This is a genomic window from Metabacillus sp. KJ11-3, assembly GCF_055808295.1.
In genome coordinates, this window is the sequence record NZ_JBVVRS010000004.1 from 175,564 (window position 1) to 188,971 (window position 13,408).

Annotated in this window: 11 protein-coding genes and 3 pseudogenes; 7 read left to right on the forward strand and 7 right to left on the reverse strand. The window is 34.6% G+C overall.

The features are described from left to right. Nucleotides 1-26: 26 nt before the first annotated feature. Nucleotides 27-1,406 carry a phenylacetate--CoA ligase family protein gene (locus tag AC0L8O_RS27725; protein WP_368659645.1) on the forward strand — a complete coding sequence of 460 codons (1,380 nt, stop codon included), beginning with the start codon at nt 27-29 and terminating at the stop codon, nt 1,404-1,406. A gap of 391 nt (nt 1,407-1,797) precedes the next feature. Next, nucleotides 1,798-2,358: a recombinase family protein gene (locus tag AC0L8O_RS27730; RefSeq protein WP_098796766.1), complete on the forward strand. Its 561-nt coding sequence runs from the start codon at nt 1,798-1,800 to the stop codon at nt 2,356-2,358. 28 nt (nt 2,359-2,386) lie between these two features. Here the strand turns inward: AC0L8O_RS27730 and AC0L8O_RS27735 are convergent, their stop codons facing one another. The 3 genes and pseudogenes from AC0L8O_RS27735 to AC0L8O_RS27745 all read right to left on the reverse strand — a co-directional run bounded on the left by AC0L8O_RS27735 (nt 2,387) and on the right by AC0L8O_RS27745 (nt 4,741). Continuing rightward, nucleotides 2,387-2,692, reverse strand: coding sequence for a hypothetical protein (locus AC0L8O_RS27735; protein WP_251683110.1), 306 nt, complete (start codon nt 2,690-2,692; stop codon nt 2,387-2,389). Between the two features lie 192 nt (nt 2,693-2,884). Then, a pseudogene (locus AC0L8O_RS27740) lies at nt 2,885-4,190 on the reverse strand (IS1182 family transposase). Between the two features lie 227 nt (nt 4,191-4,417). Then, nucleotides 4,418-4,741 carry a four-helix bundle copper-binding protein gene (locus tag AC0L8O_RS27745; protein ID WP_251683111.1) on the reverse strand — a complete coding sequence of 108 codons (324 nt, stop codon included), beginning with the start codon at nt 4,739-4,741 and terminating at the stop codon, nt 4,418-4,420. A gap of 446 nt (nt 4,742-5,187) precedes the next feature. Here AC0L8O_RS27745 and AC0L8O_RS27750 point away from each other — a divergent pair. Together AC0L8O_RS27750 and AC0L8O_RS27755 are read left to right on the forward strand one after the other, a co-directional pair. Beyond that, a protein-coding gene (locus tag AC0L8O_RS27750) for an IS3 family transposase (protein ID WP_473445900.1) occupies nt 5,188-6,308 on the forward strand; the annotation gives its coding sequence in 2 pieces (ribosomal slippage) (nt 5,188-5,437 and nt 5,437-6,308; 1,122 coding nt in all). A 583-nt stretch (nt 6,309-6,891) separates the two neighbouring features. Beyond that, nucleotides 6,892-8,322: an MATE family efflux transporter gene (locus tag AC0L8O_RS27755; protein WP_473449854.1), complete on the forward strand. Its 1,431-nt coding sequence runs from the start codon at nt 6,892-6,894 to the stop codon at nt 8,320-8,322. Between the two features lie 11 nt (nt 8,323-8,333). Here the strand turns inward: AC0L8O_RS27755 and AC0L8O_RS27760 are convergent. Then, nucleotides 8,334-8,582, reverse strand: a pseudogene (locus AC0L8O_RS27760) (CBO0543 family protein); the annotation flags it as partial. Between the two features lie 441 nt (nt 8,583-9,023). On the opposite strand from AC0L8O_RS27760, the pseudogene AC0L8O_RS27765 reads away from it, so the two are divergent. Both AC0L8O_RS27765 and AC0L8O_RS27770 read left to right on the forward strand, forming a co-directional pair. Beyond that, nucleotides 9,024-9,473: pseudogene (locus AC0L8O_RS27765) on the forward strand (DUF3231 family protein). A gap of 54 nt (nt 9,474-9,527) precedes the next feature. Next, nucleotides 9,528-9,917: a DUF3231 family protein gene (locus AC0L8O_RS27770; protein WP_285844062.1), complete on the forward strand. Its 390-nt coding sequence runs from the start codon at nt 9,528-9,530 to the stop codon at nt 9,915-9,917. 245 nt (nt 9,918-10,162) lie between these two features. Here AC0L8O_RS27770 and AC0L8O_RS27775 read toward each other — a convergent pair whose 3' ends face one another. The 3 genes from AC0L8O_RS27775 to AC0L8O_RS27785 all read right to left on the reverse strand — a co-directional run bounded on the left by AC0L8O_RS27775 (nt 10,163) and on the right by AC0L8O_RS27785 (nt 11,660). Next, the gene (locus tag AC0L8O_RS27775; RefSeq protein WP_216776620.1) at nt 10,163-10,867 is read right to left on the reverse strand and encodes a hypothetical protein; all 705 of its coding nucleotides are present in this window, start codon (nt 10,865-10,867) and stop codon (nt 10,163-10,165) included. A 223-nt stretch (nt 10,868-11,090) separates the two neighbouring features. Further along, nucleotides 11,091-11,495, reverse strand: coding sequence for a hypothetical protein (locus tag AC0L8O_RS27780; RefSeq protein WP_216776621.1), 405 nt, complete (start codon nt 11,493-11,495; stop codon nt 11,091-11,093). Nucleotides 11,496-11,504: 9 nt separating this feature from the next. Beyond that, the gene (locus AC0L8O_RS27785; RefSeq protein ID WP_216776622.1) at nt 11,505-11,660 is read right to left on the reverse strand and encodes a hypothetical protein; all 156 of its coding nucleotides are present in this window, start codon (nt 11,658-11,660) and stop codon (nt 11,505-11,507) included. A 1,152-nt stretch (nt 11,661-12,812) separates the two neighbouring features. Here AC0L8O_RS27785 and AC0L8O_RS27790 point away from each other — a divergent pair. Next, nucleotides 12,813-13,217, forward strand: a complete 405-nt coding sequence (locus AC0L8O_RS27790) for a CBO0543 family protein (protein WP_473449856.1) — start codon at nt 12,813-12,815, stop codon at nt 13,215-13,217. The last annotated feature ends 191 nt before the right edge of the window (nt 13,218-13,408 follow it).

Below are 13,408 nucleotides of genomic sequence, written 5' to 3' on the forward strand. Positions count from 1 at the left end.
AAAACAGAGAGATGGGAATGACATACATGGAGAATATTTCGCCTTTAAAAGCAGTTATGGATATCTTGAAGGTTAAACGAGGCAAACCAGAAGACATTCTCTCTCGGCAACAATCTCGTTTAACTGACCTTATTAGTTTTGCAAGATCAAACTCTCAATATTACGCACAAAAATACAGCCTGTTGCCTGAACGGATTTCAAGCTTACAGCAAATCCCACCAGTCACGAAATCAGAACTCATGGCCAATTTTAATGATTGGGTGACTGACCCAGAAGTAACCATCGAAAGTGTGAAAGAATTTGTGTCAGATATGTCATTAGTTGGACAACTTTATTTAGAACGCTATATGGTTTCGACCACTTCAGGGTCAACCGGGGTACCCGGAATCTTTATTCAGGATAAAAGTTCAGATACGATCATGAAAACATTGATGGCGATTCGCGGAACAACAAAATTGAAATGGAATGACATATTGAAAGTGGCAGCCAAAGGTGGACGAAATGCGGCGGTATGCTCTACAGCTGGTCATTTTACGGCATTCAGCACGGCTGAACGTCTGCGGTTAAAACGTCCATCGAACGGAAAAATAAGAGCTTTTTCTATCCAATCTCCCCTATCCACACTTGTCAAAGAATTGAATGAGTATCAACCAGCTTTAATAGGAGGGTATGCAACAGCGATGGAAATTCTAGCAGAAGAACAAAAAGCAGGTCGGTTAAATATTCAGCCTGTTGCAATCCTTTTGGGGGGAGAAAAGTTATATCCAAATGTTCGTGCGAAACTAGAATCCGTTTTCCAAGCTCGCGTTCTAGATCTTTACGGCGGTACAGAAGCAACAGCCATGACTTTCGAATGTGAAGCAGGTCAGTTTCATGTAAATACCGATTGGATTATATTTGAACCGGTAGATGAATTTTACCAACCTGTGCCACCAGGAAAACAATCCCATTCGGTTTTAATTACCAATCTGGCCAACAGAATTCAGCCCCTTATTCGTTATGAACTAACTGACCGTGTCACCATGTTTTCGGAACCATGCAAATGCGGAAGACCATTCCCAGTAGTACAAGTTGAAGGGAGAACGGATGACATTTTAAAATTCTCTACCCCCAACGGTCAAATCATTCATATTCTGCCCATGGCTCTCAAAACAATTGTTGAGGAAATACCAGGAGTAAGGCGTTTTCAACTGATTCAAACGGCACCGGATAAATTAACAGTACGTTTAGAAGTAAACGAGGGTAATCCTAGAGATCAGATTTGGGAAAATGTTAGAGAAGCCCTTTTAGATTACTTTGCTACCCAGGGACTAACTAACCTTTCAATAGAAAAATCGGAAGAATTGCCACAAAGGCACCTTAAAAGTGGAAAGTACCAGCATGTTTTGATTGATTATCTTAAATAAAACAAATATTAAATAACATTGACGTATATTCTGTACGCTAAGAGATTTCAAATTTGCTTAAAGTATTAAATTCACGTTTTTGCTCTGGACATATAAAGACAAGGCTAATTCACCTTAGTGTTGGAGAAATCAGTCTTATCTTTTCTATTTATTATATTAGATCCCAAATAGTACATAAAATAAATATCATAAACATTATTACTTTTAATAATAAGCTTTTTTTGTACTACACGTAACAAAAACGAACATTTTTGTTACGTGTAGTGATGATCAACTTTTAGTCTAGCTAACTCGTATAATTAGCGTAACAAAAATATGTCACAATATTATTCGTAACAATATTTATCACGAATGGATTTTGGTACAATATTTGATAGAGGAGAGGATGAACATGAAGTTTGGCTATATGCGTGTTTCTACATTTGATCAAAATTTGGATCGCCAAAAGAAACAACTTGAAGAATTTGGGTGTGATCGCATTTTCTTTGAAAAAGTAACTGGTACGAAACGAGAGCGACCGGAGTTGAATCGTATGTTGGAATTTTTGCGAATGAACGATACGGTTGTTGTGACGGATCTGACTCGTCTATCCCGTTCTACGAAAGACCTTATTGAAATTACAGAACTCATCTCACAAAAGGGAGCGCATTTAAAAAGTTTAAAGGAATCCTGGCTTGATACAACAACAGCACATGGGAAAATGTTGTTTACTATCTTTGCGGGTATTGCTCAATTTGAGAGAGATTTAACTTCTGAACGGACAAAAGAAGGGATTCTGGCTGCAAGGAAACGAGGAAAATATCCTGGAAGACCGAAAACCGATGAGGAAAAGGTTAAGTATGCCTTGTATCTTATGGACCAAGGGTTGAGTCGTACTGATGCTGCCGAGAAGGCTGGTATTTCTCGCATGACTTTGTATCGTAAGATGCAAAATAACAATAAAATCGAGTAGCAACCATCGGACAAAGGAATTCTGTCGATCATTTCTCAGATTTACTTTGCCCCTGGTTGCACGAACGCTGGTACTGCCCCAATAAGAAAAGCGAAAGAGAAAAAACGAGAATACTGACAACTGCAATACCAATATTTAATTTTCGGTTTTTTAGCATACGATACATAAACCCTAACATAATTATACTCATAGTAGCTGCCATCAACAGAGCCATATACAGCCTTGATTCACTAAAATAGACATGATCAAGACTGTATGTGCTTAAATACTTAAATAGAAACATGACAATAGTTGAAGTAATGATCATCCCAGCAAATTTAAGATATTGTTTCACGATAGATACTCCTTTCAAAACTATTTACTTGTTTGTTAAAAATTTAAATGAAAGAGCAAAGCAATTTATGCTTTGCTCAGATTGTTGAGAAAGTAGGGTGTTTTTTAAAACACCCTACTTTCATTAACTACTTATTATTTCTCTTGTAAGTAAAAACATTTATTTTTATAAGAAAAAAGATCGTCATACACCCTATGCGAGCATAGCTAGGTGTGTGGCGATCTTTTTCATATTTTTTGACAGGCTGCGGTGAGTAAAACCTGCTCACTCGCATTCTGTAATCCCCGTAACCGACAGTAGCGAAGCCCATGCAGTTCTTTTGAATCTGCAAAGCTTCGCTCTACTTTTTCTTTTCTGAATTTGTAAAGGATTTTACCTGATTTTGAAAGACGATTTAAACGAACTTGTTCCTTATGATCTTCCCAGACATGTCGAGTTACGACCTTTTGTGTATTCTTTGATCTGGTGCATTCCTTTAAAAGAGGGCAAGTTGCACATTTCTTAGGATCAGACTTATATTCTCGATATCTTCACGTGTAGTCGTACGATAGACCAATTCCTCATTGTTTGGACAAATATAAACGTCACGTTCACCAACATAATCAAATTTCCATTTTGGAAACAGACCTTTAGTAGGCTGAAATCTCCTATGAGCTATAACTCCAAAGACCTTACGGTCGTTGAGTCCTTTACATATAACGTTTGTTAAATAACCTGAATCGAGTCCAACTGCTTCTACATTAAACCCAAATCTTTCAACTTGACGATCTAAGCGAGATAGATAAGGTACAGAATCATGAACATTCCCAGGAGTAACATAAGCATCTGTGATGATATTAAACTTCATATCAGTTGTACGGTGGTCAAGATAACAGAACATTTCTTGCTTATTATCACGTGACATAAACCCACAATCAGGATCAGTTGTACTTTGACGTATTTGCTTAGTTTCAATCACTTCCTCTTTTTCCTTTAGGGGCTTTTTTCCATGATTCTTCCTATCTTCTTCAATAGCTTTATTTAATTCTTCAATGTATTCTCGAGTTTCAACTTCAACATCAATACGTGTGAATTTATGTTTATTCGCATTAGCTTTAAGATGAGTGGAATCTGTAAAAAGTACTCTTCCTCCAATCATCTTGTGTTGAATAGCCTGAAAAACAATTTCATCAAAAATCTCCTGAAAGATATTTGTATCCTTGAAACGGGTACGACGATTCCAACTAATAGTTGAATGATCGGGAACTGGATCTGTAAGTTTTAAACCTAGAAACCATCTGTAAGCAATGTTTGTTTGAATCTCACGTTCTAATTGACGTTCCGATCGAATCCCATAAAAATAACCAATAAACATCATTTTAAAAAGCATAGTGGGATCGGAGGGGCGACCATTGTTTTCAGAATATAAAGGGCGAACCTTTTCATTAATGAAGGAAAAATCTATGTATTTATCTACTTTTCTCAAAAGGTGATCTTGAGGTACTAACTCTTCGATCATGACAAATTCTACTTCATTTTGGGTTTCTCTTTTAGGTTTAAACACATTTTTCACCGTCCTAGAATTATTTTTCATAAAGATATTATATCATATTAACGCGGTGAATAATTAAAGAATATATACAAAAGTAAAGGCTGTCGAGGTTTCTCGACAGCCTGAGCAAAGCAATTTATGCTTTGCTCCTTATACATAAAACTTTGTTATCCAATATCTTCTTGTCCTGTTTATTAAGCAATTTTTCGACATGCATCTGCACATCTAAAGCAAGACTCTGCACATTTTTTACAATGATCATGTTCATGTTTTTCACACTCTTTTCCACATGCCTCACATATTTCAGCACACAATTTACAGATTTGTTCAGCAAAAGGGCTATTTGATTGCATCGCTTTTGCTGCAAAATTACAAATATCTGCACATTCCCTATCTAGGCGAATACAGTTTGACATCATCGTTACATCTTCTTCTTTAAGGCAAGCATTGTAACAAGCATTACAAGCCTCCACGCATTCTAAACATGCCCGAATACATTCATTATATTGTTTTAACATATAATAATACCTCCTTATTTTTTACATTATTAATAATACCCGTCCATTTTTAAAAATAACGTATTTTTATAAACTCCTAAGAATCTGCATATTTTATGAAAATTGAAATATTTCAAAATTTTAATGTAACCTTTTGCTAGGTTAGTATGTAAGTTATAACAATGTTTACCGTTTTCGTCCTTTCGGAGTAAGATACGCCATATAAAATTATAGTAAATTTTATAATAGGGAAGATGGAAAATAAAAAATGAAAATAACTAAATTTGCATAAAAGTTTGTTTTAAACTGATGATTAGGATTCAAAGAGTTAAAGCTTGATCTAAGTAATTTGTATAGAAAGTTAAGTACATTAGTGTAATATGATCTTTATGAATCGGCTACACTGAACTAGACAGAAAAATTAAGGTCAAGTAGACTACAGATAATATACTCGAGGAGAATCTACGATGACTAAAAGAGAACGTCGAACATTTACTGCAGAATTTAAACAACAGATCGTACAGCTTTATAACAGTGGAAAACCAAGAAAAGAAATTATCCGTGAATATGATCTTACCCCTTCTTCTTTAGACAAATGGATAAGTCAAAGTCAAACCTCCGGTTCTTTTAAAGAAAAAGACAATTTAACTGCCGAACAAAAGGAACTAGCTGAACTTAGGAAACGGAATAAGCAACTAGAAATGGAAAACGACATTTTAAAGCAAGCCGCGCTGATACTAGGACGAAAGTAAATGTGATAAAGAATAATCAACACAAATACTCGATATCAGCAATGTGTAAAGTCCTTCAAATCCCTAGGAGCACCTATTATTATGAAGCAAAAGAGCGTCAGGCAGAGGATGACATCACATCCGATATTATAGAGATTTTCCATTCAAGCTATCAAAACTATGGAACTCGTAAAATAAAAAAGGAATTGATGAAGCTCGGCAAGATCGTTTCTAGACGTCGGATTGGGCGAATTATGAACGAGCAGGGTCTAGTATCTACTTATACTCTTGCGCAATTCAAACCACATTCCCGTGACACGAATGAATCGGAACAAAAAAATGAACTTGATCGTAAATTTATACAAGAAGAAGCATTATCAGTTGTAGTAAGTGATTTAACATATGTCAGAGTCAATAAAAAATGGCAGTACATATGTGTATTTGTTGATCTCTTTAACCGTGAAATTATCGGCTATAGTGTCGGTCGTAATAAAAATGCCCTGTTGGTATACCGTGCTTTAGCTTCAATAAAAACAGATTTACGTAATATTAAGCTTTTTCATACAGATCGAGGAAGTGAGTTCAAAAACAAACTGATTGATGATGCGTTAGCAACATTTAAAATCGAACGATCTTTAAGTATGAAAGGATGTCCTTATGATAATGCAGTAGCAGAAGCTACGTTTAAAATCATAAAGACTGAGTTCATCAAAGGGCGTCACTTTGATAGTCTTGAAGATTTAGAGAAGGAATTGCATACGTATATCCATTGGTTTAATAGCAAAAGAATTCATGGAACACTAGGCTATCTAAGCCCAGTAGAATTCAAACTTGAACACCTTAAAAAAGTTGTCTAGTTTACTGTTGACTATCCATTAACAAACGAGGACAAAGAAAAGGGGATGTTTGAAAATGAGTTGTATTCAAATATTCCTCCACTATTAAAGTCATTATATGAACATCAATTTACATTAGTGGTAGCAACATCAAACCCCACAATATTTGTTGATCAATACTAAAGTATTTTAATATTGATGAATATTTTGAACTAGTTGTAGGAAATAATCCTAAATCTTAATGGAACAAGATTATCAAAAACTGAAACTATACAAAAACGTATTAGATAAGTACAGTGAACATACACTATAAGTTTATTATATTGGTGATAGAAAGCACGAATTATTGGGGTAAGTAATACTGGTATTTAATCTATTGGAGTAACTTATGGATATATAAAGTAATTCTAATCCTACCTATATTGTCAAAAGTACTAATGGGAAGTCAAGTTAAGTAAAACAGAAAATGTTTTTCCTCTAACGGGTTATGACTATTCACTCCCCATAAATAAAAGTTTAAAGATTTTATAAAAGGATACATTAGCAATATGAACACAAAATAATTAAGGGGTTTTTAAATTTTAACAAAACCGAGGAGGTAAAGATGGAAACTCATGGAGGAAACATACAGTATGCAGAAAATACAAAGGAAAAGATAAAGATCATTTTAGTACTCGCAATGCCAGCTGTTATAGAAAACTTTTTTCAGACCATTCTCGGTTTTATTGATACTTACTTTGTTTCAAAAATAGGACTTGCTGAAGTTTCAGCAATTGGTGTGACAAATGCTGTACTGGCGATCTATTTTGCTCTTTTTATGGCCATTGGTGTTGCAGCTAATGTTCGGATCTCAAATTTCTTAGGAGCAAATAAGCCAGAAAAAGCCCGACATATTTCCCAACAATCGATAATATTGGCTATTTTATTTGGCGTAGCAACCGGCATTATTACTTTGTTCTTTGCAGGGCCGTTATTAAAACTAATGGGAATTGAAGCAAACGTATTAGAGGCAGGGGAGATTTACTTTAAAATTGTCGCAATCCCTTCAGTATTTATGTCATTAATGTTTGTATTAAGTGCGATCTTAAGGGGAGCTGGAGATACACGTGCTCCTATGAAAGTCAGTATTCTAATAAATGTAGTTAATGCTGTATTGGACTATATTTTAATTTTTGGATTCTGGCTAGTTCCTGAGATGGGCATTGTAGGAGCAGCGTTGGCCACTGTTTTCGCAAGAGTAATCGGAAGTCTTGCTCTATTTTATTATATAAATCGCTCTGCTACCCTTTCTTTTAGAAGGAATTATTGGAAACCGGATAAACAACATATATGGGAATTAACCACGCTTGGAGGTCCGGCTGCTGGCGAAAGATTAGTCATGAGAATCGGACAAATTGTGTATTTCGGATTTGTCGTCACTCTTGGAACAAATGTATTTGCAGCCCACCAAATTGCCGGGAATGTAGAGGTTTTCTCCTATATGATTGGTTATGGATTTGCTACAGCAGCAACCATACTTGTCGGACAGCAAATTGGAGCAGGGAACATAGATGAGGCAAAGAAATATGCAACTCTGTGTACATGGATTGCTGTCGGTTCGATGACTTTATTAGGAGCTATCCTTTTTATTTTCGGAAGCTGGGCGGGGAGCTTTTTCACAGATGATCAGGATGTCATTACAAGTATCGGAACAGCCTTAAAAGTATCGGGAATTTTCCAACCATTTTTGGCATTATTACTCATTCTCACGGGGGCATTCCAAGGTGCGAATAATACGAAATTTCCAATGTATCTAACAGCAGTAGGAATGTGGGCAATTCGTACATCACTTGTATATCTATTAGGAATTCAACTTGGTTGGGGACTTCTCGGTGTCTGGCTTGCAATTGGTATAGACATTGCTTTTAGAGCGGTGGTATTAACTGTACAATTCGTACGAGGAAAATGGATTGCTGTTAAGAAAGATGATGTTGAATCTGAATGTCATCCACAGACGACTAAAGAAACCATGTCTGGATGTGTTAATAATTATTAAGAACAAACAGTTTATCTATGCAGTAAGTTTTTACATAACTTTAAATGCCAGAGAAGAATAAGGAAAAGGAAAGGATATACGAAAGCAGAGTGCCACAGCTTCCATTTTACATGGGTGAAAAAGCCAGTTTGCTCAGAAAACCATTCAAAAATAACAGAAAAAATGGCCCATCCGATTATGTAGCTAATTTTATATTTGTTTCTTTTTTCAAAAGGATAATAATTTAGAAATAATATGGTGATTGCAGGATAATAAGAAAAGGAACTAGGAAATCAGACCACTGGATACTTTTATCGAAATAATAATATAATGTAAGCTTAAAATTTAAGGCCATGTCAACAACATGTCCACACGGGAAAACAAAGAAGTAATATACATTTCGGCTTTACTAAGTCTTTTCGGTATAAAAATAGCTATTAAATTTAGGGTAAATAATGCAAAAAATATAATTAGCATTTGATTATCGTTGCCCCCTTCCTTAATATGTATTAGTTCTGTTCCTAAACAAACTATTTATACCATCAGTAAAGAAAATTAGATGAATTTTATGGGAAATAACCTAGAAAATTTCCTTTTCATTAATTAAATACCTCAATAGAAATTGCAAAATTCGCCGAAGATATCAAATATATGAATGGTTGGTTAGAGGACCAACACTTTCAGAAAATCGTGACAAATTAGCAAAAAAGGAGGTATTAAGGTTGACTGAAAATAATAAAAAACTGACTTCTGGTGAGATTTCACAGTTATGGGCCAATTACATGAATGACAGTATGTCAGTTTGTATGCTTTTATATTTTTAAAAAACGGTAGAAGATGCGGAAATTAGTACCTTAATAGACTTTGCATTAGAGTTATCACAAAAACATATTCAAAAACTAACCATAATCTTTCAAAATCAAAATTATCCTATTCCATATGGATTCACCGAAGACGATGTGAATTTGTCCGCACCCAAATTATTTACAGATAATTATTATCTATCCTATTTACATCAATGGAGTGGTGTAGGATTAGATTCATATAGTCTTTCATTGCTGTTAGCAGCACACCAGGATGTTATTCGATATTTTTTCAATTGCATTGATGAAACTAAGGAGCTTTTAAATCGGACAAAGGAAGTAATGTTGGCCAAAGGGATTGTTTATTAGATCCCTTATATTCCTACTCTAAACAAGGTTGATTTTGTTTACAAACAAAGCTTTATGGCTGGATGGTTTGGAGAACGGAGACCATTGACTACATTAGAAATTGCAAATTTATTTGCAAATTATCAGAGGAATTGTTTGGCAAAAGCAACATTTATCGGTTTTAGTCAAGTTGGTGAAGAAAAAGAAGTCATTCAATTTATGCTAAGAGGAAAAGATTTGGCTTCTCAACATATTAAAGGATTTGCTTCTATTTTGCACGCCAGTGACCTTCCTGCTTCTGAAACATGGGATGCAATGGTAACTTATTCTTCATCTCCAGTTTTTTCTGACAAGCTAATGATGTTTCATATATCAACGATACTCAATCGTGGTGTAGGTTTTTATGGAACAAGTTTAGGAGTAAGTTCAAGGCGTGATTTGGAGCACATTATCTTAAAATTTTAGGGGGATTATTAGTATTTGCAGAGGATATTGCGAATTTAATGATCGATAAGGGGTGGTTGGAACAGCCACCAAGTATGGTAAATCGAGATGAATTAACTAATTAGAAGGGGAGCATGTAATATGATATGGAAAAAGAGATGAAGTACTAGAAGCTATAGTGTGGAGTTGTTTTAGTCTAATTTTAATGAAGTGTTTTTTAAGAAAAAAGTCAAGGTGCAATGATGATTGAACCTTGACTTTGCACCCTATATTACTTCAATCACCCAAGGAAAAGCAATCACTTCTTCTCCAAATTTAAATTCTCCCCAGAGTTTGTATATACCTTTTTCTTCAAAATGAGCAACAAAGACAGTCTCATGATCAGAGATGGGATGAACATGAATAAACTTCTCTAATTTTTCATCAATGATCACGACATGTCCTAATGCACCTAAATAAGGATCAGGTGAGATAATCCCCTTGAAGTCAAAACGAAGCATAACGTCTTGTCCAACTTCAAACGGATCATGAGTTAGTTCAACCGTTTTTCCATTAATAACCTTTTTATCTCCTGTGTTGACCTTTAGATTATCATTGTCAAAATGAGTGTGAGAAGATTTATTTAAATCTAATGAATTCGGTTCAATAAGATACTGCTTATCGTTTGGGCTTATATCAATAAAAACTTTATATAACTTGCTGATCAGAGGAAGGTTTACCTCATATGTGTATTTATCCTTCTGTTCTGGGTGAACATGATAAAACTCTTGTAAGTCATTACTGACTACAATAACGTGCATATATTTTTCATGAGTTAATAGTAATTCTGGTGCGTTACCCTCTACATCTTCTAAATGAATTCTTAAAATGGGATCATGATAGGTAAGAGTAATTTGAATTTCGTTTTTTATAGTACCCATGTGCACACGATGGTGTTGCATATCTTGGTGTTGATGATGATGTTGTTCCATTTGAATCCTCCTATCTTTGAGGGTGACTATCAATACCTAGTGAAAAAATTAACACAATAGTCATTAATATCCATTATTATCCCTTATCTATAATAAATACAAAAGTGGGCAAACAAAGGTCGCAAACTTTTACCGTACATTTCCATTTTGAATCCCTCTAACATTTATTATCAAAAAATTAGTTGATCATTTACTATCAAGTCTTATTAATAGGAGTATTGAATTAATTAAACCTAGATGGAGCCTGTTCGTTGTTAGACATTTGGTGATAAGGATTAAAATTTTGGTTGTGTAAGGGATTCATTGCATGTTGTTGTTCGTTAACTGTTACATTTGGATGAGACATCCATCCCATTTGTTCTCCTAACATTTCATGTTGTTTAGCTATTTGTGATTGTTGCATAGCCATTTCTACATGAAGGTGTTTTACTTGTGGGTCCTTCATATTTGATGAAGAAATAAAATTATCATTGGCCATTGCGGTTGCTGTAAAATGTGCATCAAGTGCCATATCCTTATCCTCTAATCCTATTTCCATTATGGATTGTTGAGTGTTTATTTGGAACCCATTTTGTGGGATAGGCGGAAGTGTGACTTGCTGATTTGAATGATTTTGATCAAGAAGCAAATTCATCACTTAGACATGATTTTTCATCGTACCAATTTGTTGACCCAGTATATTTAATAATTGTTGGTTTTTAGTAATCTTTACATAAAGATCAAGTCGTTTGATAACGCCTTCATGTGCGGATAAGTGGTTAGCCATAAGCCCAACGTCAATTGTTTTTAACATTTGTTTTCCTCCTTGTATAGATCGTTTTCTTACTTAGCCTGTTCAAAAAGAGTATATTTATGAAAAAGAAGTGTAAAGGGCTACTCTTTTGACACACTTTAGAGGTTATTGGTAAACAAACTAAGGATATCCTAGTCATGGCTATCATCAGTCATGGAGGGTATATCCAGGTTAAGGTTCCATCATGGTCACGGCGAACCGGGAAGGACAGGCGTTCAAAGATTGCCCGGTAAGTGGTAAAGAAACTACTTGGAAACAAGATGACAATGCATGTGGTTGTTGTATGTCATACTTTTCTATGTAACACTACAATAAAAAAATAATGCAGCAATTTTAGAACAAATCGATATTTCCCTTATTTATCAAGGGAATCGATTTGTTCTATTTTGGGTTCCAAGCTTTAACACTAGGTTGTTAATAATAAACTTATTAAACCAGAGAATAAGATTAAGTCCACTTTTTACCATTCCTTTTCACCAACATCACCACCCTTTACCCTTTGTACTTATTATGCAATATTTATCAGAATTTATTATTTAAAAGTGATACTAATGGTCGATTATGTAATAAATACGGTTTGTTAAAAAAGGAAAAGAGCTGAAAAAAGGGGGTATACTAAGACAAAAAAAGACCACTAATCGGTAGCAGTCAAAGCTAATGCATTGCGTAATAATTGAATGTCTTGGTAAATGTGGGTGAAAACTTGTGGATCGCAACAATTATTTAGGTCAATAAGTAAGCGATCAAGTTCTCTAAGGAAAAGTAAAAATTCTGAATCACTCACCATGTGTGTAGTCTCCTTTGAATAGGGACAATATACCATACAAGTTAAGCCTATCATCCCAATGGATAATTTTCAATGATGTGTTATATCATTTAAAAAACTTGTGTCGCAATCCAAAGATATTATGTATTAGCTCATTCAAGTAAAGAGCGCAAGAGTTGAGGAAAGATGAACTGAATAAGCAGTCTTTTTTTCTTGTCTTTAATCAGTTAAAAGGGGAGGAGTCGAAGATTGATTATAGAATAAAAATGGCGAAAGTTTCCTTCCTTTCTACTTTATATTAGGTTCCTTAGTTAATATCTTTTAAAACAATAAATAATGATAAAAAGGGGAGACTATTTCATAAAGTACCTGAAAGGATAATGAGTATGCACGTTGCGATTGCTATTTTAACTATTTTAGCTTCTTTAAAGTGGGGGAATTGGAAAAACTGGAGAGAATATCATGCAAGTATGTTTTTTATTGCTACATGTGGTTTGCTTTATGAATATATTGTAAAAGACTATACCTTATGGGAATTTCATGCTGATCTTCTATATGGAATTGAAATGACAGTCATAGTCTATGCTCTTATAACCATGCCTGTTAGTATTTTTCTATTTCTCTCCCATTTCCCTGAAAAATGGTTTCATCGACTGTTTTACATCTTACTTTGGTCTGGAATTTACATCACTGTTGAATGGATTTTATTTGTGTTTGGGAGAATTTCATATCAGCATGGATGGGAATTTTGGTATTCTTTTTATTTGATATCGTTATGTTCTCTGTCATAGCATTACATCAGTATTATCCATTCCGAGCATATATCTTATCCGTTTTTATTATCTTTTTCTTGATATTATACTTTAACGTTCCTATTAAGTTTGCTAAATAACTGGAGCCTGATTCCAACAATAATGCATACTGTTCAGCTAAAGGGCGCGAGTGTTGAAGATCTAATTTTGAATTATTTCTAATTTAGCTA